Annotated in this window: 18 protein-coding genes and 1 tRNA gene; 15 read left to right on the top strand and 4 right to left on the bottom strand. The window is 36.8% G+C overall.

What is annotated here, in order from left to right; all coding sequences use genetic code 11:
• Positions 1–22: 22 nt before the first annotated feature.
• The 3 genes from AC1MPL_RS09825 to AC1MPL_RS09815 are packed head-to-tail and all read right to left on the bottom strand — an operon-like array spanning position 23 to position 4,820.
• Complete coding sequence (locus AC1MPL_RS09825) at positions 23–1,258, bottom strand: HlyD family type I secretion periplasmic adaptor subunit (RefSeq protein ID WP_479765154.1); 1,236 nt, start codon at positions 1,256–1,258, stop codon at positions 23–25.
• Positions 1,255–3,387: a type I secretion system permease/ATPase gene (locus AC1MPL_RS09820; protein ID WP_479765155.1), complete on the bottom strand. Its 2,133-nt coding sequence runs from the start codon at positions 3,385–3,387 to the stop codon at positions 1,255–1,257. Before AC1MPL_RS09820 ends, AC1MPL_RS09825 begins: the two co-directional genes overlap by 4 nt.
• Positions 3,384–4,820 carry a TolC family protein gene (locus AC1MPL_RS09815; protein ID WP_479765156.1) on the bottom strand — a complete coding sequence of 479 codons (1,437 nt, stop codon included), beginning with the start codon at positions 4,818–4,820 and terminating at the stop codon, positions 3,384–3,386. The genes AC1MPL_RS09820 and AC1MPL_RS09815 overlap by 4 nt, the downstream gene beginning before the upstream one ends.
• Positions 4,821–5,376: 556 nt before the next feature.
• On the opposite strand from AC1MPL_RS09815, the gene glnA reads away from it, so the two are divergent.
• From glnA to AC1MPL_RS09760, 11 genes are all read left to right on the top strand, one after another.
• The gene (gene glnA / locus AC1MPL_RS09810) at positions 5,377–6,786 is read left to right on the top strand and encodes a type I glutamate--ammonia ligase (protein ID WP_479765708.1); all 1,410 of its coding nucleotides are present in this window, start codon (positions 5,377–5,379) and stop codon (positions 6,784–6,786) included.
• Between the two features lie 197 nt (positions 6,787–6,983).
• Positions 6,984–7,643 carry an amino acid ABC transporter permease gene (locus AC1MPL_RS09805; RefSeq protein ID WP_479765706.1) on the top strand — a complete coding sequence of 220 codons (660 nt, stop codon included), beginning with the start codon at positions 6,984–6,986 and terminating at the stop codon, positions 7,641–7,643.
• Positions 7,633–8,298, top strand: coding sequence for an amino acid ABC transporter permease (locus AC1MPL_RS09800; RefSeq protein ID WP_479765705.1), 666 nt, complete (start codon positions 7,633–7,635; stop codon positions 8,296–8,298). Before AC1MPL_RS09805 ends, AC1MPL_RS09800 begins: the two co-directional genes overlap by 11 nt.
• Positions 8,299–8,305: 7 nt before the next feature.
• Positions 8,306–9,037 carry an amino acid ABC transporter ATP-binding protein gene (locus tag AC1MPL_RS09795; RefSeq protein WP_479765704.1) on the top strand — a complete coding sequence of 244 codons (732 nt, stop codon included), beginning with the start codon at positions 8,306–8,308 and terminating at the stop codon, positions 9,035–9,037.
• Positions 9,038–9,071: 34 nt separating this feature from the next.
• Positions 9,072–9,914: a cysteine ABC transporter substrate-binding protein gene (locus AC1MPL_RS09790; RefSeq protein ID WP_479765703.1), complete on the top strand. Its 843-nt coding sequence runs from the start codon at positions 9,072–9,074 to the stop codon at positions 9,912–9,914.
• Between the two features lie 130 nt (positions 9,915–10,044).
• Positions 10,045–10,485 carry a MarR family winged helix-turn-helix transcriptional regulator gene (locus AC1MPL_RS09785; protein WP_479766215.1) on the top strand — a complete coding sequence of 147 codons (441 nt, stop codon included), beginning with the start codon at positions 10,045–10,047 and terminating at the stop codon, positions 10,483–10,485.
• Positions 10,486–10,576: 91 nt separating this feature from the next.
• Positions 10,577–11,005 carry an organic hydroperoxide resistance protein gene (locus AC1MPL_RS09780; RefSeq protein ID WP_195771794.1) on the top strand — a complete coding sequence of 143 codons (429 nt, stop codon included), beginning with the start codon at positions 10,577–10,579 and terminating at the stop codon, positions 11,003–11,005.
• 130 nt (positions 11,006–11,135) lie between these two features.
• Entirely contained in the window at positions 11,136–11,768 is a 633-nt protein-coding gene (locus AC1MPL_RS09775; RefSeq protein WP_479765702.1) for a hypothetical protein, read from the top strand.
• 104 nt (positions 11,769–11,872) lie between these two features.
• Positions 11,873–12,388: a chorismate--pyruvate lyase family protein gene (locus AC1MPL_RS09770; protein WP_479765700.1), complete on the top strand. Its 516-nt coding sequence runs from the start codon at positions 11,873–11,875 to the stop codon at positions 12,386–12,388.
• 5 nt (positions 12,389–12,393) lie between these two features.
• On the top strand, positions 12,394–13,266 hold the full coding sequence (ubiA, locus tag AC1MPL_RS09765) for a 4-hydroxybenzoate octaprenyltransferase (RefSeq protein WP_479765698.1): 873 nt from the start codon (positions 12,394–12,396) through the stop codon (positions 13,264–13,266).
• Positions 13,267–13,279: 13 nt separating this feature from the next.
• Entirely contained in the window at positions 13,280–13,519 is a 240-nt protein-coding gene (locus AC1MPL_RS09760; RefSeq protein ID WP_479765697.1) for a hypothetical protein, read from the top strand.
• 96 nt (positions 13,520–13,615) lie between these two features.
• Here AC1MPL_RS09760 and AC1MPL_RS09755 read toward each other — a convergent pair.
• Positions 13,616–13,691: transfer RNA gene (locus AC1MPL_RS09755), tRNA-Asn, on the bottom strand.
• A gap of 310 nt (positions 13,692–14,001) precedes the next feature.
• Between AC1MPL_RS09755 and AC1MPL_RS09750 the strand changes: the two genes are divergently transcribed.
• The 4 genes from AC1MPL_RS09750 to AC1MPL_RS09735 are packed head-to-tail and all read left to right on the top strand — an operon-like array spanning position 14,002 to position 22,820.
• Positions 14,002–15,189 (top strand): efflux RND transporter periplasmic adaptor subunit, encoded by a 1,188-nt coding sequence (locus AC1MPL_RS09750; RefSeq protein ID WP_479765695.1) that lies wholly within the window; start codon positions 14,002–14,004, stop codon positions 15,187–15,189.
• 6 nt (positions 15,190–15,195) lie between these two features.
• Positions 15,196–18,318, top strand: a complete 3,123-nt coding sequence (locus AC1MPL_RS09745; protein WP_479765694.1) for an efflux RND transporter permease subunit — start codon at positions 15,196–15,198, stop codon at positions 18,316–18,318.
• Between the two features lies 1 nt (position 18,319).
• On the top strand, positions 18,320–21,439 hold the full coding sequence (locus AC1MPL_RS09740) for an efflux RND transporter permease subunit (protein WP_479765693.1): 3,120 nt from the start codon (positions 18,320–18,322) through the stop codon (positions 21,437–21,439).
• 1 nt (position 21,440) lies between these two features.
• Entirely contained in the window at positions 21,441–22,820 is a 1,380-nt protein-coding gene (locus AC1MPL_RS09735) for an efflux transporter outer membrane subunit (protein ID WP_479765691.1), read from the top strand.
• Positions 22,821–22,924 lie beyond the last annotated feature (104 nt).

Here is a 22,924-nt window from a genome sequence, read left to right as displayed (position 1 = left end):
ACTCTCTTTTATTAAAATAATTTTATCTCTCTCGTAAAGCCTCTTTGGCTTTATTAAATGGTTTTAATAAATACTCTAAGACGGTTTTTTGCCCTGTTTGAATATCTACTGTTGCAACCATACCAGGTGTAATTGGGAAGGTATGCCCTAACTTATTAACGAGCTTGTCAGAATTAGTTCGAATATAAACACGATAATAAAACTGATCTTGTTTTACTTCATCACGAATCGTATCGGGTGAGATAATTACTACTTTCCCTTCAAGCCCGCCATAGATGGAATAATCATAGGCAGTGATTTTCACTAGAGCACGTTGATCTGGGTGAATAAATGCAATATCTCGTGGAGAAATTCGTGCTTCAATTAATAGTTGTTCATCTAAAGGTACAATTGTCATAATTTTCCCATTTTGAGGAACAACTCCGCCAATGGTATTGACATCTAACTCTTTAACTATGCCATGTAGAGGCGCTCTAAAAATAGAACGTTTTACAGCATCATCACGTCCATTAATAACTTGTTGTAATGATTGAATATCTGCATTGGCTTGTGCTAAATCTTCACGTGCTTTGACATAGTATGTATTGCGTTTGTCATTCATTTGACTTTGGAAGTTATTAATATCTTGCTTAATTTTAAGCACTTCAACTTCAGAAGCAGCACCACGAGCAACCAAAGGAGCAGTCATCGCCAGCTGATTTTGAGAAAGCTGTAAGGCTTGTGAAAGTCCTTTAAGCGTTTGTTCTAAGTCTTCACGTCGTGAATGATACAAAGCCGTTTCTGCATGTACAAGATTTGGGTTTGCCATCACATCTGCTGGGAATTTTAACGGTGTACCATTTACTTCTGCCGTGAGTCGTGCCGCTTTTGCTTGAGAGGCAAGCAACTTAGAACGGCTTTCTCCCACTTGCGATTCAAAACGTGTTGGGTCAAGTTGAGCTAATATTTGTCCTTTCTCAACAATATCACCTTCTTTTACATCAAGTTTAGTAATGACACCACCATCCAAAGATTGAATGATTTGGTCTTTAGACGATGGTACTACTTTACCTGTTCCTGTTGAGACTTCCTCAAGTTTAAAATTGGCTGCCCACACGACAAACACAATAATAAGCAAAGCAACCACCCAAATCACGATAGAGTAGCGTGGAGTATGAGAACTTTGTAGTTTAAATGATTTTTGCTTTTGCTGTGGTTGAGTAGGTAGACCTATATTTGGAGAAACCTGTTGAATCTCATTCTTTTGATGATCACTCATGACGGATTTCCCTCTGTTAAAGGTTTATTCTGATTGAGAAAGAGTTCATGTTTGGGGATATCTTGAACAATTTTTCCATGATGAACGACTAAAACACGATCAACAAGTTGAAGGATTGGTTGACGATGAGTTGCAACAATTAAAGTTTTATGACTAATCCATTTTTTTAAGTTTTCAATTAACACTTTTTCAGATACATCATCAATAGAGGCTGTTGGTTCATCAAGCAGAACAATATGTGGGTTTTTTAAGATGAGTCGGGTGAGTAAAAGTGCTTGTTTCTGACCACCTGAAAAGCCAAGACCACCTTCTAGAACCAAATGATCTAGACCTTCTTTTTTTTCAAGCACAAAATTTAAAGCATTGGTTAATTGGAGTGCTTTAATAATTTCTTCATCTGAAGAAAGGGGAGCACCTAAGGTTAAGTTTTCACGAATTGTACCAAAGAAGAGTTGTGAGTGTTGGTTTAACAATCCCATATCTCGACGTACATCATCAGGGTCTAAGAGGGTCATATCTAAACCATCTAGTGTAAGTTGTCCTGAGTCAATGAACTGCATTCCTGATAAGAGTTGGAGTAAAGATGATTTGCCCGCACCATTTCGACCTAAGATCGCAATTTTCTCTCCTGCACGAATAGTTAGCTTTTTAATTGCAAGTGTTGGTTCAGCAGCATCTTCTGCATATCTAAACATGGCATGATTTAGCTCGTAATGACCAAATAGTGCGGTTTTATGAATGAGCTGAGCACGTTCTGGATGATCAACGGGTTTTTTCATGAGTTCATCTAAACCATTTTTTGCAACCTTTGCATTTTGCCATTTCAATAAAATATTATTGATATTTGAAATAGGGCCGAGCATACGAGAAGAAAGGATGGAGCATGCAACCAAAGCACCTGTTGTCATATCTCCTGATATGACGGCAAAGCATCCAACTAAGATAACTAGAACATAAGTCAAGTTTTGGATTTGCATTGTCCATGAAGTTAAAAAACCAGTAATTTTACGTTGACGCATACTAATGTCTGCGGCAGTTTCATTCATATGATTCCATTGATTTTGAAATCTTGCTTCAGCACGTAAAAGTTTAATATCTTCAATATTTTGTACAGACTCAACTAACATTGCATTACGAATTGAGCTTTCACGCATTCCTTCATTTGCTAAAATTTGTAATTTCTTTTGATATAAAATTGCAGGTAAAATCATTAAAGGAACAACAAAGACGACAACCCAAAAAACATGGCTACCAATAAAGCAAAGAATAATTAAAAAGAAAAAGAAAAATGGAAGATCAGCAATCGCACCTATGGTCGTGGATGTAATCATTTCTCGGATACTTTCAAGCTCTCTAATTTGTGAAATAAAAGAGCCTGTGGATTTGGGACGATATTTATTTTTAATGCGTAATGCATGTCCGTATACACGGTCTGAAACACGTAAGTCAGCTTGTTTACCAATTTTGTCTGACAGGTAGGTTCTACACATCCGTAATGTCAGCTCAAAGATTGCTGCAATGAGTACACCACTTGCCAGTACCCAAAGCGTAGGATAAGATTGTGCTGGAATAACACGGTCATAGACATTCATAGAAAAGACAATGGCCGCCAAGGCAAGAATATTGGCAATTAAAGAAGCCAACATAATATCAAGATAGCGTTTCCAATCGGTAAGTACGATCTTCCAAAACCAATTCTTTTCAAAAGGTTTAATATATTCATCAACACGAACATCTTGCACGGCATGTTCAGGTCTAAAAATATATAAAGCAGTCGCATGCTGTTTTAATTCATTGAAAGATAGTGTTTGCGCTAAGCCCTGATCTGAACTAAAGCGAACCAATACATTTCCTTCTGCATCTAATTTTTCAATGACAGCGACTTGTGTATGATCAAGTTCAACCACTAAGGGTAAAAGCCAAGGGCTAAACTCGGTTTGAGATAAATTTAATTTTTTTGATGTTAAGCCAAGTTGTTTTGTGGCTAAAGAAATCACTTCATCTTTATTTTCGGGTTGATTCCATTGTAACTCTAAGCGAAGACTCTCTTCTGCAATATCAATACGATAGTGATGAGCAATCATCATTAATGCATGTAGCCATTGTTGTTGGTTTGTATTTTGACTCATGGCTGAAGCTCAACCCCCTGAATATTCATGTTGTTAATTTGATAAAGTTCACGTGCTTTGCCTGTGGCATTAATGTATTTTGCAAGTGTGTCATCAATACTATAAATGGCTTGTGCTTTATCCATTTGTGCGCTGTGATAAGATTGCTCCGCAGAAACAAGGTCTAGAATTGAGCGAGTTCCCAATTTATATTGATCTTCATAAAGTTCACGGGTTTGTTTTGTTGATTCTTCTCGACTATTGAGGAAGGCAATTTGTTGCTGTGTATTGTCAATAATCGCTTTAGATGTTCTAGCTGTATCTAAAATATCTAGGTAGGTTGCGTTGAGTTTTGCTCGTGCAGCATCTTCAGCATAGCTAGCAGATTGTTGTTGAATTTTTGTTTGCCCACCTTGGTAAAAATTACTACTCACTGATAAATAAATTGTAGAGTCTGTACCGTTATGCTTTCCTGTATCTGGGTTCGTCCCATTTACCGCAGTGTTCACATCACCAACTAAAGAAATTGTTGGATAAATACTTTTTTGTATTTGCTTTTTCTGTGCAGCAGCAACATTAATTTCTGCTTGGGATTCAATCATTTTAGGAATGCTATTAAATGTAATTGGCTCATATAAACCTGCCTGTTGAATCATATTTGTGGGTAAATTAAATTGTGTCTGTGAAACATCAATGCCAAGAAGTGTTTTTAGTTTTTGTTCGGTTTGGCGTACATTGCTTTGCTGTGAAATTAAATAAGATTGTGCATAGGTGACGTAGCTTTCTGCTTGTACTGGATCGGCTTTACTACTAATACCTGCTTTTGAGCGTAAAAGGGCAATTTCATAGAGTCGTTGCATGCCTATTATTTGTTGCTGTGCAATTGAAACTAGGTGACGATAATATAAAAGTGCCAATATATTACGACTGGTTTCTGTGGCAATATCATCAATTGAAGCCAAGGTGCTGGCTTGTTCTGTAATGAGTTTTGCTTTTTGTAAGTCTACGCTTGATTTAACTTTGCCAAAGTCATAAAGAAGTTGGGTCGCTTTAAGGGTATAAACTTGTTGTCCACGGCTCGATGAATTAAAGTTTCCTGTGGTTAGACCTGCAGAGAGTTGTGGGTAATATCCTGTTCTTGCATAGTCGATATTTGAATTTTGTTCAGCAAGCGTTGCTAATGATTGACTGATTGTCGGATTACGTTGTACAGCCAGAATAACAGCCTGTTGAATACTCATCTGCTGTGGTGGTGCATTTTTGATGAGATGATCTGATAAATAATCTGTACTTGAGGAATTAGAACGTCCAACAATTGGCAGGTTTGTATTTTCTTGCAGTTGTTTATCCGGTTCGAATGTAAACTGGGATAGTTTACCCATATTTATTTTTTTATAGTCATCATTGGGCTGAGGTTGGATCAGGCTAGAAGAATGTATATCTTTCCAACTCATTGTTGAGTCTGCATGGACGTAGACTATAGGGAGAATGAGGCTAAAAGGGATGAAGTACCTTGATATGACCGTCTTAATCATATGATCTTTTTTTCCTTATGTTTTTCATTTCTTATTTAATAAGTAGTAGTTCTGCTTTATTTCTCATCATATATATGTCATTTTCAAAGTCAAATAGCTTTTATGGCATATAAATTTAATGAGAATAAGGTAAGACTGTAATTTAATTTTAGATCTATTTTGGTGCAAATATATAATTTATTTTTATTTTTGCACTGTTTTTTACTGGTGTTAAATCCGTATATACTATTTATACATAAATATTGGTATATATTAAGTATATCATGTTCATAAATTGTTTTACTGTAGTGCAATGACTAGCATCAAAAGAATAATTATTTTATTGTAATTCGAATAAAATAATACTGTATTAGATAGATTGGTATTGTAACATTCTCATATTAGACTAAAGTTGGCATGAGAGTTGCTTTCTAACTATTAACTGTAACACGCACTTCATAAGTGCAATAAAATACTTCATATTGGAGCAAAGAGCATGGCGAACAAGGTTCTAGAACTCATTCAAGCAACAGGCGCTAAATGGGTTGATTTTCGCTTTACAGATACAAAAGGGAAAGAACAACACGTAACGTATCCTTCACATTCTGTAGATGAAGATAATTTTGAAGATGGTAAGATGTTTGATGGTTCTTCAATTGCTGGATGGAAAGGCATTGAAGCATCAGATATGATTTTACGTCCAGATGCAGAGAGTGCGTTTCTTGACCCATTCTTTGCAGAACCAACAATTGTTGTTACTTGTGATGTTGTAGAGCCTGCAACAGGACAAGGCTATGAACGTGACCCACGTTCGATCGCACGTCGTGCAGAAGAATATCTAAAATCTACAGGAATTGGCGACACAGCATTTTTTGGCCCAGAACCTGAATTTTTTGTATTTGATGAAGTGAAGTGGGACATTGATATGTCTGGCGCACGTCATACATTGTTTGCTGAAGAGGCTGCATGGTCTACAGGTAAAGACTTTGATGCAGGTAACTCGGGTCACCGTCCACGTGTAAAAGGCGGTTACTTCCCAGTTCCTCCTGTAGATTCTCATCATGACATGCGTGCGGAAATGTGTGCAAAACTTGAAGAAGTGATGGGTGAAGGCCGTGTGGAAGTACACCATCACGAAGTTGCATCTTGTCAGTTAGAAATTGGTGTAAGCTTTAATACATTGGTACGTAAAGCTGATGAAGTGCAACAGTTTAAATATGTTATTCATAATGTTGCTCACCAATATGCAAAAACAGCAACCTTTATGCCAAAACCAATGGTAGGCGATAATGGTTCAGGTATGCATGTACATATCTCAATTGCAAAAGATGGCAAAAACTTGTTTGCTGGTGATGAGTATGCAGGTTTATCAGAAACTGCACTTTACTTCATTGGTGGTGTAATTAAGCATGCACGTGCACTAAATGCTTTAACAAACCCATCTACAAACTCTTATAAGCGTTTGGTTCCTCACTATGAAGCGCCAATCATGCTTGCTTACTCTGCACGTAACCGTTCAGCATCTATTCGTATTCCTTACGTTTCTAGTCCAAAAGCAAAACGTATTGAAGCACGTTTCCCTGATCCAGCAGCTAACCCATACTTAGCATTCTCTGCATTATTAATGGCAGGTCTTGATGGTATTCAAAATAAAATCCATCCGGGTGAAGCAGCAGATAAGAACTTGTATGATCTTCCTCCTGAAGAAGAAGCAAAAATCCCAACAGTGGCACACAGCTTAGAAATGGCTCTAGATGCGTTAGAAGCAGATCAAGAGTTCTTGTTAAGAGGCGGTGTATTCACGAAAGATATGCTTGATGCGTATATCGAGTTAAAAACTGAAGAAGTTCGTCGTTTAAATACGACCACTCATCCAGTTGAATTTGACATGTACTACAGCGTTTAAGCATTAAATAAAAAAGCCTGCTTAAGCAGGCTTTTTTATTTTTTACTCAAGACTATTTTTCTTATTAATAGAATAAATTTTATCAATAAATGTAATATGTAAATATTATTTTATTCTAATCATTGTACTGTTCAGTATTCACTAAACCCAATAAAATAAAAAATTATAGTAAATATATATTTCTCTTAGGATGTCTTTTGAACTGGCAATATATTTATAGTGTCGCACCTCAATTTGGACATGCGATATTAACAACTTTAAAAATCTCAGGCATGAGCATTATTTTGGCAGTGCTTTTAGGGTTGCTGTGTGCAATTGTTGTGACGTATAAAATATATGTTTTAGATACAGTTGCAAAAATTTATATTCAACTTTCTCGCAATACACCATTACTTATTCAGCTATTCTTTCTTTATTATGGTTTACCTAAAATAGGTATAAAATTAGAAGGGTTTACGTGTGGTGTTATTGGTTTAAATTTCTTAGGCGGAAGTTATATGGCTGAGGCATTTAGGGCAGGCTTACAAGCTGTTCCTAAAGGTCAAATTGATGCTGCTAAAAGTATAGGTTTAAGACCTACCCAAATATTTAGATATATCACATTTCCTCAAGCATTCGCCATTTCTGTACCATCAATTGGTGCAAATTGTTTATTTCTTATTAAAGAAAGTTCGATTGTAAGTGCTATTGCTGTTGTCGAGTTGTTATTTGTCACTAAAGACTTAATTGGTATGGACTATAAGACGACAGAAGCTTTGTTTTTACTGGTGAGTTCTTATTTAATTATATTATTACCTGTTTCTTTAATCACAAGTTTTCTTGAATATCGTAGTCGTAAGGTGAGTCATGGTGCTTGAGTATTTATTTCAACCAGCTCACCTTGAACGGTTGATGTTTGGTCTAATTGAAACAATTAAAATATCATTTATCTCAATATTTTTTGCAGCCATTTTGGGTGCAATATTTGGGATTATTATGACATCTAAAAGTCTGATAGTTCGTAGTGTCTGTCGTTTATATCTAGAATCTATTCGTATTATTCCAATATTGGTGTGGTTGTTTATTTTCTACTTTGGTTTTGCAACATGGTTTAATTGGCAACTTTCTTCTTTTAGCGTATGTATTTTGGTTTTTATTATGTGGGGAACTGCAGAAATGGGCGATCTTGTTCGTGCTGCGATTTTGTCGATTGATAAACATCAACGTGATACCAGTTATGCATTAGGAATGACGCATTGGCAAACGCTTTATTATATTGTTTTACCGCAAAGTCTGAAGCGTGTGACCCCAGGAAGTATTAACTTATTTACACGTATGGTGCAAACAAGTTCTTTGGCTGTGTTAATTGGTGTGGCTGATGTAATTAAGGTAGGACAGCAATTGATTGAGAACTCTCTATTGGTTGTGCCAAATGCATCGCTATGGATATATGGCTTTATTTTTATTCTATATTTTGCAATATGTTACCCATTATCAAAGTTGGCTGCATATTTAGAAAAGATTTGGGAGTAGGCAAATCATGGCTTTATTATCCATTCAACAGCTACAGAAATCTTTCGGTGCAATAGCTGTACTCAAAGGCGTAGACTTAAATGTACAGCGTGGGGAAGTTGTTGTTATTTTGGGTCCATCGGGTTGTGGTAAAAGTACTTTACTACGCTGTATAAATGGTTTGGAAACGATACAAGGTGGTCAAATTGTTTTAGATGGTAGTGGTGTACTTGGAAAAGATATTCGTTGGGAAAAAGCACGTGCCAAAGTGGGTATGGTTTTTCAAAACTATGAATTATTTGGTCATATGACCATTTTAGATAATATTTTACTTGGCCCTGTTAAAGTCCAGAAAAGAAATGCAAAAGATGTTGAAAAACTTGCCGATGAGCTTTTAACGCGTGTAGGACTTCTGCATAAAAAGAATGCATACCCTCGAGAGTTGTCAGGTGGGCAGAAACAACGTATTGCAATTGTACGTGCTTTGGTCATGAGTCCTGAAGTGATTCTTATGGATGAAATTACGGCAGCACTCGACCCTGAGATGGTGAGAGAGGTATTAGATGTTGTGCTTGAACTTGCAGAGCAGGGCATGACGATGTTAATAGTGACGCATGAAATGTCGTTTGCACGAAAAGTAGCAGATCGTATTATATTTATGGATGAAGGTCATATTATTGAGGAGGCATCGCCAAAGGAGTTTTTTGAACATCCAAAAACAGAGCGTGCACGTAACTTCTTAAATATTTTGGCATATTAGTGTTAAAAATATAACATTTAAAAGGTATAAGAGTATGGGATTTATTCGTGGTGCAAAGGTGCTTGTTGTAGCATCATTACTTGCTATGGGAATTACAGCATGTAGTAAGCAAGAACAATCTGCAGATGCAAATTTGTCATCAATTGATCGTATTAAGAAGAATGATGTGGTGCGTATTGGTGTATTTACAGACAAGCCACCATTTGGTTATTTAGATGAAAAAGGCAATAACCAAGGTTTTGATGTTGAAATTGCTAAACACGTTGCAAAAGATTTATTAGGCGACGAGAAGAAAGTTCAATTCGTTCCAACAGAAGCCGCAAACCGTGTTGAATATCTAAAATCGAATAAAGTAGATATTATTTTTGCAAACTTCACAATTACGCCTGAACGTAAAGAAGTTGTAGATTATGCAAAGCCATATCTTAAAGTAGCTTTAGGTATTGTTTCTCCTAAAGATCATCAAATTACAGATTTAACACAACTTAAAGATAAAATCTTACTTGTGAATAAAGGCACAACGGCAGATAACTTCTTTACCAAGAATCATCCTGAAATTAAGCTACAAAAGTATGAGCAAAATACTGAAACTTTTGATGCATTAAAAGATGGGCGTGGTGCGGCACTTGCACATGACAACTTATTGGTACTTGCGTGGGCAAAAGAGAATCCAAACTTTAAAGTCGGCATTCCAACGTTAGGTCAGCATGACTTTATTGCTCCTGCGGTGAAAAAAGGCGATACAGCATTGCTTGACTGGCTAAATAAAGATATGGATAAGCTGACGAAAGAAGGCGTAATGCAACAAGCATATGAAAAAACCCTGAAGCCTGTATATGGTACAGATATTTCAGAGAAAGAATTACTTGTTGAATAATTTTACTCTCCTAAACGAAAGCCCTTATTTGAGATAAGGGCTTTTTTGTATGTGAGGATGGGATACAAATATATTTCTTATTTTGTAGTAAACTGCTATGTCTAATTTGATGCGTAAAGTGAGTTGTATGATGTTTGAACAAGATGAATTATTAAAATTAGATAACCAGTTTTGTTTCGCCGTCTACTCTATAAACTTGTCTTTAAATCAGACATATAGGAAGTTGCTTTCACCGTGGGGGTTAACCTATCCACAATATTTAGTTTTGTTGGTGTTATGGGAAGAAGACCATTTAACTGTTTCAAGTATTGGTAAGAGGTTATTTTTAGAGTCATCTACACTTACACCACTGCTAAAACGATTAGAGTCTTTAAAGTGGTTGGTACGTAATCGGTCAAAACAAGATGAAAGACAGGTTGTTGTGTCTTTAACAGAAGAGGGTATTCAATTAAAAGAAAAGATGAAAGATATACCGCATCAAATACAATGTGCCTCTGATTGTGATTTACAAACAATGATAGAAATAAAACAACAGTTGAATGCAGTGCGTGATAAGTTAAATCAGAAATAAGGAAAAATAATGTCAAGGGATAGTTGACGGGTATTTTATATCGTGTACGATATAATAGTAAGCAATCATTATTAGCGGTGGAGTAATAACAATGTCATTGGAACAAGTCGTTTATACAGCAAAAGCAAAAGCAACGGGTGGTCGTGATGGTCGTGCAACATCAAGTGATGGTGTACTAGATGTTAAACTTGGTGTACCAAAAGAAATGGGTGGTGCAGGCGGTGAAGCAACTAACCCTGAACAACTTTTTGCAGCAGGCTATTCTGCATGCTTCCTAGGGGCAATGAAGTTTGTATCGGGTCGTGACAAAATTGCGATGCCAAAAGATACTTTTATTGAAGGTGAAGTAGGCATTGGTCCAATTCCAAATGGTTTTGGTATTCAAGTGACATTAAATATTCATTTGCCAGAGATGGAGCAAGAAGCTGCTCAGAAATTGGTAGATGCTGCACATATTGTATGCCCATACTCAAATGCAACTCGTGGCAATATTGATGTAACACTAAATATTGTCGCTTAATGATTTGAATTTACGTTAAAGTACCCACCATTATGGTGGGTATTTTTTTAGGGGTATTATCGCTTTATCTCCAATTTGGTATAGTTGTTATCAAGCAGTTGAAGCTCAAAAGAAATCTTTTAATTTTGATATGGATTTTCCAGAAAATTTTGATCTACTGCGTTTACATGACATTGAATATAAAACGCGTAGTACAAGTGAAGACGAGGAATTTCATTGTCTAATGAAAGCATCCATTACAATTCACGACGCTTATTTAAACTATGAACCATTATCTATAGAACATGCACCAACCCGAATGTATACCTCAGATCCTCGTTCAGAAATTAAAGACATTCACCAAGAGTTTCATGGTTTTTTCAAAACACTAGATGGCTATAAAATATGTACTGAAGAAGGCTATCAGCTCATTCAACAATTTAACTTAGGGCAAGGGACGCAGTTTTTTCCAATTCGTTTATATCATTATGAAACCAATCAACCGGTAAATAATGAAACCTATTATTTGATGTGCTTGACCGATTGGCGTAATTATCTTCTGCCTGAGTTTTGTGAGGGTGAGCTAAAAGATCGTCAACGTCTCAAAGGAAACGTAACTTCATATCGACTTCTTCACGGTGATGAATTTAACGATACAATTGCACTCTCAAGTGAGGCATCAAACTGTGATTTAGATTTATGGCACGATCCTGCATTACATGGTTCTTTATTTATGTCTGATCGCTTAAAACAGGCTTTAGAGCAGGCAGGTTTTCTTCGATGATGGAATGTACTTTCAACTGTGCTTATATATAAACAATAAAATTGTGGATGGCGATCAAATCATTTTCAGTTACACTAACAGCGTTTAAAATAATATGTAGTGATATGCAACAGAAGCGTCGTATTGGTAAAGCTCAAAAACCGCTCAAAAATATTCCTCCTTATTTATATGATTGGTTATACGCTTCGGGCTCTTTAACTCAGCAGTTAACACGCCTTGCATATGGGAATTTTCATGTTGAACCGATACACTCGTCTTTTGAGCGATTAAATCTTAGAGATAGTACATGGTTAAAAATGCCAAGCTATCATACCTCGTGGGTCAGAGAAGCATTTTTGTTTGGTTGTGAAGATATACCATGGGTAAAAGCAAAAAGTATTTTTCCTATTTTAAGTTTACAAAAGAAAGCACGTATTTTTAGACATTTAGGGACAAAGCCTATAGGCTTCTTTTTGTTTCAGCGTACATTGCCTTTATGTGAACGCCGTGTGGTCTATTTAAATGAAGGGTGGACGAGGCAGAGCTGTTATACATGGCATGGTTGTAAGTTTATCGTACAAGAAACGTTTCTACCTGCATTTGAAAATTTTATTCAAGAATATGAGTATAGTAAGGCCTAATAGTGGTGAATAAACAAATAACATGGGCTGAACGCCTAAAAGCATATTATTACTTATGTCGTTTTGACCGACCAATTGGTACAGAGTTGGTACTTTGGCCAACATTGTGGGCATTATGGGTTGCAGCAGGCGGTATGCCAAACTTTAAAATCCTTATATTAATGGCACTTGGTGCTATTTTTATGCGTGCAGCAGGTTGTGCTATTAATGACTTTGCAGATCGTAAAGTGGATGGTCATGTTGAAAGAACCAAAAACAGGCCTTTAGCCACGGGAGTGATTACGCCCAAAGAAGCGGTTGCTGTATTTATTCTTCTTGTTTTAGCCAGTGCATGCTTACTTTTCTTTTTGCCAATTGCAACGTTTTATTGTTCTTTTGGTGCACTATTTCTAGCGTTTATTTATCCTTTTATGAAACGCTATACGCATTTGCCCCAAGTCGTTTTAGGTGCGGCATTTTCTTGGTCTATACCGATGGCATTTACAGCAGTGGGCAGACCTTTAGACTTAACTTGTTGGCTTTTATATTTTGGAAATTTAACGTGGACGGTGGCATATGATACTCAATATGCCATCACAGATCGTGTTTATGATTTAAAAATAGGTGTAAAGTCTACAGCTATTTTATTTGGTCGTTACGATGTGCAAATTATTGCATTATTACAACTCGTAAGTTTGTTTCTCATTGGTTGGGCTTTGTTTCGTGATGATATTTTGCACCCATATGGTACGATAGCACTTTCATGTGTGCTGATTGATTATCTTTATCAATGGTATCAAATTAAGGATCGTAACCCACAGCGCTGTTTTAAAATGTTTTTACATAATCGGTGGGTGGGTATTATGGTATTTATTGGAATATTTATGAGTTTGCTTTAAGAGAGTAGTAAGTATGAGCGAAGATATACGTACAAGAAACCGCAAGCGTTGGATTATTTTTTCTGTTGCTCTGCTTATACCTATTTTATTGGTGTTGCTTTTATTTGTAGCTGCATCACAAGATGCAAAAACTAATAAAAAATATGCATCTGAACGAGCAGGCTATGCTGAAAAGTTTGCGCAACAAGATGAAGAGCGTGCCCTTGCATCAGATCCGGAAGCAACTACAGCAAGTAGTAATCAAAGTCATTAGATCATATGAATAAAATGCTTTCAAAAAGCATTTTATTTTTTTATATGCAATAAGAAAAAACCCCATATATTCTTATATATGGGGTTTTTAGAATCTTGGCTCTCCAACCTGGGCTCGAACCAGGGACCTGCGGATTAACAGTCCGTCGCTCTACCGACTGAGCTATTGGAGAATCTGATACGCATTCTATGTTTGATTTTGTATATCGTCAAGCATGCATTATGAAATATTCACTTGAATGTTTTAAAATTAATCATTTTTAGTAAGAAACACATATTTTGTCTTTGAAATTATATATATTATCTAAAATATTCCTCATTTTTTGTAAAAACAATAAAAAATAAGGATTTCTACAGATGCTTTTACATTAATAACATAATTACTTCATGAAATTATTGAATAATATCGTTAAATTATCTGTTTGAAACATTATCCTGCTTTAATTTGTGCAGAAAATATTTTAACTCTTTTAAGGTTTTATTATGTCGCGAAAAATTAAAACGATCTTTATATTCTTGATCTTAATTGTTGTGATTACAGCGGCTTATTTTTTTATTAAATCAAAATCTTCTAGTCACTCGCGTGGTATGCCTGAATCTATGAGTACTCCTGTACAAGTAGGTGTGGCAACTACACAAGCTGTTCCTGTGCTTGTAAATGCTCTTGGAACAGTTACAGCAAATAAAACAGTGACAGTGACTAGTAGAATAACGGGGAATTTACAAAATATTTATTTTAAAGAGGGACAGTATGTTCATGAAGGGGAGTTACTTGCCCAAGTTGATGTAAAACCATCTCAAGCAACATTAGAGCAGTATGAAGGCACACTGGCTCAAAACCAAGCACAACTAAAAAATGCACGTTTAACTTTAGCAAGATATCAAAGGTTATATGAAAAAGAATCTATTTCTAAACAAGATTTAGATACACAAATTGCAACAGCAGGACAGTATGAAGGTGCAGTAAAAGCAGCACTTGGACAAATTCAAGCAGCTAAGCTTAATATTGGTTATGGGCGTATTGTTGCACCAATTTCTGGGTATATTGGTTTAAGAAAAGTAGATATAGGAAATGCTGTAAGTGCAGATAGCACAGCGATTGCAGTAATTACGCAAACCAAGCCTATTGCTGTTGTATTTAGTATCCCACAAGCACAAATTGTAGATGTAATTAAACCTTTACGTGACGGAAAAACATTAACAGTAAGTGCCTATGATCAAAGCGGTAAAAGTAAGATTGCTGAAGGTAAAGTTGCTGTGATTAGTAATGAAATTGATAGCTCTACAGGAACGGTTTCATTAAAAGCAATATTTGAAAATCAGACAGATCAATTATTTCCCAACCAATTTGTGAATGTTCAACTGACAACTAAAACTTTAGATGATGCAATTGTTGTACCGAGTGCTGCTATTCAACTTAGTGATGCTGGTAAGTATGTCTTTATTGTAAATAATCATTCTGAAGTGAAGAAAGTAATCGTTAAAACAGGTCCTGAAACGAATGATGGGAAAACAACAATACTTGAAGGTGTAAAATTGGGTGATCAGGTAGTAACCACGGGAACGGATGCCTTAGGCAATGGTTCGAAAGTGAAAGTAGTTACACCTGAAAAAGTAGATACGCGTATTTTAGATAATGCACCTGCACCTCGTCATCACGGACCACGCTAAACTATTATGAATCCATCTCGTATTTTTATAGAACGGCCTGTTGCTACATTATTGTTAATGATTGCACTTATTTTAAGTGGAATTTTGGCATATAAAAATTTATCAATATCGGCACTTCCTGAAGTGGATTATCCAATTATTCAGGTAACGACTGAATTTCCAGGTGCAGGTCCTGAAGTTATGACAACGGGTGTTACAGCACCTTTAGAACGTCAGTTAGGTCAAATGGCAGGCTTAAAGCAGATGTATTCCACGAGTTCAGGTGGAGCATCTGTAATTACACTTAAATTTAGTTTAACGATGTCTTTAGATGTTGCAGAGCAAGAAGTACAGGCAGCTATTAATACTGCTGATTCTCTATTGCCGAGTGGTTTACCCAATAAACCGACATATAAGAAAGTGAATCCCGCAGATGCACCTATTTTAACGATTGCAGCAACTTCAGACACGTTACCGCTCATTAAAGTACAAGATATTTTAAATAATAGAGTTGCTCTGAAGTTATCACAGATCTCGGGTGTGGGGCTTGTAAGCCTTGCAGGTGGACAGCAAACGGCAGTACGTATTCAAGTTAATCCTACTGCGCTAACAAATCATGGTTTAACACTTGCTAATATTTCTACCGTCATTAGTAACTCAAATGTAAATGGTTCTAAAGGTGGGTTTGATGGTCCAAGTAAGTCTGTAACTATTGAAGCCAATGATCAGCTTAGAAGTATTGATGATTATAAAAATTTAATTTTAAAGTATGAAAATGGAAGTGCGATTTACTTGCGTGATGTGGCAACGGTAAGTGAAGCACCACAAGATCTTTATCAATCTGCTTCTGCAAATGGAAAGCCTGCCATTATTATGAATGTGCAGCGTCAACCAGGGACAAATGTTGTTTCTATTGCAGATGATATAAAACAGCAGCTTCCTGAAATTCAAAAAAGTTTACCTGCATCAATCCATTTAGATATTTTATCAGACCGTACACAAACCATTCGAGCATCTATTCATGATGTGCAGTTTGAACTTATGTTATCTATGTGCTTAGTGGTCATGGTTTCATTTTTATTTTTAAGAACTTTTGCAGCAACATTTATTCCAAGTGTTGCTGTACCGCTGTCAATTATAGGCACATTCGGTGTGATGTATTTGTCGGGGTTTTCAATTAATAATTTGACATTAATGGCACTTACTATTGCTACAGGGTTTGTTATTGATGATGCGATTGTTGTTGTAGAAAATATCCAGCGCCATATTGAAAATGGTGAAAAACCAATGCAGGCTGCTTTAAAGGGGGCGCGTGAAATTGGTTTTACGATTATTTCACTTACAATCTCATTGGTTGCTGTATTAATTCCACTGCTATTTATGGGTGATGTAATTGGACGTTTATTTAGAGAATTTTCGATTACACTTGCGGTAGCTATTTTTGTATCTATGTTTGTTTCTTTAACGCTTACGCCAATGTTAAGTGCTTATTTGCTTAAGCATATTCCTGAAGAAAAACATAATGCTGTTGCACGTAATTTTGGTCGTGGTTTTGATCGTATATTGCATGGTTATGAGCATTGTTTAAAAGTTGTATTTCGTCATCAGCGGTTAACGCTAGTGGTTGCAATATTTACTTTGGTTCTTACTGGTCTTTTGTATGTTTGGATTCCAAAAGGTTTTTTCCCATCACAAGATACAGGTATGATTCAGGGGATATCTATTGCACCCCAAAATGTATCTTTTGCTGAAATGTCGAGAAGACAGCAAGCACTGGTTCAAGTGTTGCAAAAAGATCCTGCTGTTGCTTCAATTTCTTCGATTGTAGGCATAGATGCAACAAACAATACCACCCTGAACACAGGGCGACTACAAATTAGTTTAAAAGATTTTTCTGAACGAGATAAGGCTGATGTAGTAATTGAGCGTCTAAAGGAAGAGGCATCACATGTGGCAGGAATTAAGTTGTATGCTATTAAAAATCAAGATTTGAGCGTTGATGACCAAGTAACACCGAGTCAGTATCAGCTCACGTTAGATACACCTGATCAGAAAGATTTAGAGATATGGGCACCTAAGCTTGTTGAAGCAATGCAGAAAAATCCAATTTTTTCAGCAGTAAATCAAAACTTGCAGAATAAAGCCAATATTGCATATTTAGAAATCAATCGTACTGCGGCAGGCCGCTATGGTATTACAGCAACTGATATTGATACGGCTCTTTATAATGCATTTGGTCAGCGTTTAATTTCTACTATCTATACACAGGCGAATCAGTATCGTGTGGTTTTAGAGGTTGAAAAGCCGTACCGCCAAGACTTATCTGATTTTTCCAATATTTATGTTTCAGGTACTGCTTCAACCACAACGAATTCAGATGGAACAGTAACGACTTCATCGACTTCTATGGTGCCTCTGAGTAATTTGGTGACGGTATCTGAAAAAATGGGCTATCAGGGGTATACCAGAATTAATCAGACTCCAGCTACAACATTATCTTTTAATGTGAATCAAGGTTATACCTTAGAGGAAGCAAAAGCAGCCTTTGAACAAATTAAACAAGAAATTGGTCTACCTAAAACGATTAATGTGAAGTATCAAGGTGCATTACTTGCTTATAGTACTTCAGGTTCAAATACATTGTGGTTGATTTTGGCTGCATTACTTACAATGTATATTGTACTTGGTATTTTGTATGAAAGTTGGATTCATCCAATTACAGTACTTTCAACGTTACCATCTGCTGCAATTGGTGCTTTGCTTGCACTTCGCTTAACCAATACAGAATTTTCACTAATTGCATTGATTGGCGTGATTCTGCTCATTGGTATCGTAAAGAAAAATGCGATTATGCTGATTGATTTTGCTTTAGAAGCACAGCGTGAAGGGAAAAATGCAACTGAAGCAATGTACCAAGCTTGTATTTTAAGGTTTCGCCCTATTTTAATGACGACTTGTGCAGCCTTGCTTGGTGCTGTTCCACTTATGCTTGCTTCTGGATCTGGTGCAGAGTTACGTCAGCCTTTAGGATTAGTCATTGTTGGTGGGTTGCTATTAAGTCAAGTACTTACGTTGTTTACTACACCAATTATTTACTTGGCATTTGAACGACTTGCTCATGGTAAACAGGCTATAGGTCAGGAGAAATAAGTTGAATTTCTCAAAAATATTTATTCTGCGTCCTGTAGGTACATTACTCATTAGTTTGGCACTGACTCTATTGGGAGTCCTGTCTTTTTATCTAATGCCTGTTGCACCTATGCCAAAAATTGATACGCCAACTATTGTTGTGCAAGGTAGTTTGGCAGGTGCAAGCCCTGAAACGATGGCTGCGACGGTTGCAACGCCGTTAGAGCGTGCTTTAGGACAGGTTGCAGGCATCACTGAAATGACCTCGAACAGTGGGCAGGGGTCGACCAGTGTGATTGTGCAATTTGACTTAGATAAAGATATTGATAGTGCCGCACGTGATGTGCAGGCTGCAATTAATGCTGCAAGAAGTCTACTTCCCAGCAGTATGAAAACATTGCCAACATATCGAAAGGCAAACCCTTCAGATGCACCAATAGTTATTTTATCTTTAACGTCATCACATTTTAATCGTGGTCAGCTCTACGATTTAGCTTCAAGTAAACTGCAACAAAAGCTGGCACAGGTGCAAGGTGTTGGACAGGTTTCTATTCGTGGAAGTGCACTACCTGCTGTACGTGTTTCATTAGAGCCTAAGGCACTCGAAAGTTATGGAATATCTTTAGATACAGTACGTGCAGCAATTAACAATGCAACAACCAATATGCCTAAAGGGCAATTGAATGGGAAAGATTATAATTTATGGATTGATGCCAATGGGCAGTTGACCAGTGCAAAGCAGTATCAAGAAGTTGTTGTTGCCTATAAAAATGGCACAGCCATTCGCCTAAAAGATGTAGCGTCGGTGAAAGACTCGGTACAGGATTTATATGCGGCAGGTTATTTAAATAATGAGCCCGCTGTAATGATTTCGATTACGCGCCAAGCCAATGCCAATATGTTAAAAACGATTGATGCAATTAAGGCTGAAATCCCTGTTTTAAATGAAATGTTACCAGCTGATACACATTTAACGTTTACCATTGATCGTTCATCTTTAACACGTAGTGCTTTGCATGATACAGAAATGACACTTGTGATCGCCATTCTTTTGGTTATTGCTGTGGTATTTATATTTCTTAGAAATGCACGTGCTTTACTCATTCCTGCTGTTGCCTTGCCTATTTCTATTATTAGTACGTTCACTGCAATGTATCTATTGGGTTATACGCTAGATTCTTTGTCTATGCTTGCATTGATTATTGCAACAGGATTTGTAGTAGATGATGCAATTGTTGTACTTGAGAATATTAGTCGTCATTTAGAGATGGGTAAAAAACCTATTCAAGCTGCTTTAGATGGTAGTCGTGAAATAGGTTTTACAGTACTGTCTATGACAGCTTCTTTGATTGCTGTATTTATTCCATTACTTTTAATGGGAGGTATGCTCGGTCGTCTTTTTCGTGAGTTTGCAGTCACGCTTTCTATTTCTCTTGTTTTTTCTATGTTTTTGTCTTTAACATTAACACCAATGTTATGCGCAACGGTCTTAAAGCATGATATAGAGCAAACACAGACTAAAAATAAGTTTTATTTGTGGATTGAACGGCTTTTAAACCGAATCCATGATGGATATGTAAAAAGTTTGCATGTTGTTATGAGGCATAAGCGCTTAACTATACTGACATTATTACTGACCATATTTTGTAATATATATTTGTACACAGTCGTGCAAAAAGGATTTTTCCCAGATCAGGATACGGGAATGCTTATGGGAATGGTTCGAGGAGATCAAAATACAAGTTTTCAAGCATTTGAACCAAAGTTAAAAGAAGTTGCACAGTCTTTGATGCATGATCCGAACGTAAAATATGTGATGTCTTCGACAGGTGGTGGAGGTTTTGGTGCACGTAATACTGGGACTTTTTTTATTCGTTTAAAAGATCTAAGTGAACGTCATCAATCTGCAATGGAAATTGCAAATATATTGACTATGAAAAATAAAAATATTCCAGGCGCATCGGTATTTCTGATGCCTGCACAAGATTTACGTGTTGGTGGAAGAAGTGCAAATGCAACGTATCAATATAGTTTGCAAAGTGATGATCTAGGAGTGCTACGGCAATGGGCACCAATTGTTTATGCGGCATTAAAACAATTACCTCAACTGACAAGTGTAGATACAGATTCACAAACAGGCGGGCAAGAAGTAAGGATTGTGATTGACCGTGAGGCTGCTAAACGATATGGACTGAATGTCAATGATATAGATACATTTTTGAATAATGCATTTAGTCAACGACAAATTGCGACACAGTATCGAATGCTAAATCAATATTATACGATTTTGGGTTTATCTTCAGATTATACGCAAGATCCAAATGTACTGAATGAGTTGAAGGTAATGACAAGTAATAATCAGGCAGTTCCTGTGTCTGATTTTGCTCATTTAAGTTATGGTAATACCTCATTGTCCGTTGCACATCAAGATCAGATGGCCACGACAACTATTGCCTTTAATTTGGCTGATGGTGTTTCATTGGAGCAAGCACAACAAGCAATTAATGAAACAATCGCAAAAATTGGTATGCCGGACTCAGTTCATGGTGGCTTGCAAGGAACAGCGAAGGTTTATGAGTCGTTGGTCAAGAATATCCCATGGTTGATCCTTGCAGCATTGGCAACGATCTATATATTACTGGGTATTTTGTATGAAAGTTGGATTCATCCCATTACCATTTTATCTACTTTGCCATCGGCAGGCGTAGGGGCCCTTATTCTACTTATTCTTACGAACACTCAGTTTACAGTGATTGCATTTATTGGTGTTTTACTACTGATTGGAATTGTGAAAAAAAATGCAATTCTTATGGTTGATTTTGCACAAGATGCAGAAAGGAAAAGAGATCTTCATCCAGAACAGGCAATTGTTGAGGCATGTTCGAAACGGTTCCGCCCAATTTTAATGACTACTATGGCTGCTTTTTTTGGTGCAGTACCTCTCATGTTGGAAACAGGTGGTAATGCAGAGTTACATCATCCGCTTGGATATGCTATTTGTGGTGGACTTGCCTTGAGCCAAATTTTGACACTTTATACAACGCCTGTTGTGTATGTTTATTTAGATCGCTTTGGAACATGGGTGAAAGGACTATGGCAGTCTTTTTATCACTCTACAACAAAGGTTACAGATGAGTCTTAGTATGCTAAAAAATAAATTGTTGTGGTCGCTTGTTGTATTTTTACCTATTGTGACTGGGTGTACTGTTGGGCCAAATTATCAAAAACCTGTAATTAAAACGCCACTTGAGTTTAAAGAAATAAAAGGATGGAAAGTTGCAACTCCATTAGATGCTCAAGCAAAAGGAAATTGGTGGGAGGTCTATCATGATCCGATTCTTAATCAGCTAGAAGAACAAGTTGTAATTTCTAACCAAAATATTGCTCAGTATATTGCAAAATATCAGCAGGCAGCAGCATTAGTTGATCAATCACGGAGTAGTTTATTTCCAAGTGTGACACTTGGACCAAGTGCTACACGTTCAGGAAAGACGGCAGGGGTTACAAATAGTTATACAGCTAGTCTTGGTGCATCATGGGAGCTAGACCTGTGGGGAAAACTCAAAAGACAGGTACAAGAAAATACAGCCAGTACACAAGCGAGTCTGGCTGACTTGGCAAATGCAACACTTAGCGCGCAAACTACTTTAGCACAGAGTTATTTTGCACTCCGTGTGCTTGATCAGAGAATTCATTTGTATGATCAGACCATAGAGGTTTATCGCAAATATTCACAGGTATTAAATGCAAAATATAGTGAAGGGATTATTGCAAAATCTGATCTTACGCAGGCAGAGCAATCTTTGCATAGTAGTATTGCATCTCGTGAAGATTTAATTTGGCAAAGGGCACAGTATGAGCATGCAATTGCAGTACTTATTGGGAAAATGCCTGCTGATTTTAATTTAGAGAAGCAAAATAAAGCGGTTTCTATTCCAAATATTCCTATCGAATTGCCAAGTGAATTATTAGAGCGCCGTGCAGATATTGCAGCAGCAGAGCGCCGTGTGGCTGCTGCTAATGAGGCGATTGGTATTGCAATTGCTGGTTACTTTCCAAGTTTAAGTTTATCAAGCAGTGCAGGCTATAGTAGTAGTCATTTATCTGATCTCTTTTCTGCTGCAACATCTATTTGGTCTTTAGGTGCATCTGCGAGTCAAAGCATACTAGATTTTGGTTCGAATAAAGCTAAAGTAGCTTCTGCACGTGCGGCATATGATGAAACTGTTGCAAGCTATCGTCAGACAGTTTTAGATGCAATGCAAAATGTAGAAGATTATTTGGTGAAATCGACAAGCTTAGAAAAAGAGTTTGCTGCACAGCAAAAAGCATTGGCGGCTGCAACTGAGTCTGCAAGGATTATTCGTAATCAGTATGAAGAAGGTGTAATTGACTATACAAGTGTGGCAACAACAGAAGCAACACGTTTGAGTAGTCAGCAAAGTTTATTACAGTTACAGTCTACTCAGTTGCAAAATAGTGTAGCTCTTATTAGTGCTTTAGGTGGTGGGTGGTCAAACTAAATTCTTGAGGTTTAGATGAGTACTGTCTGTCACTCTTCTAAATTTATATGAGCTCTATTTGCATACATCTAAAATTATACAAATAGAGCAAATTGAAATGTAGA

The sequence above is a fragment of the Acinetobacter sp. N1-1 genome, from assembly GCF_056711485.1.
This window is presented reverse-complemented; position numbering and strand designations above follow the sequence as displayed.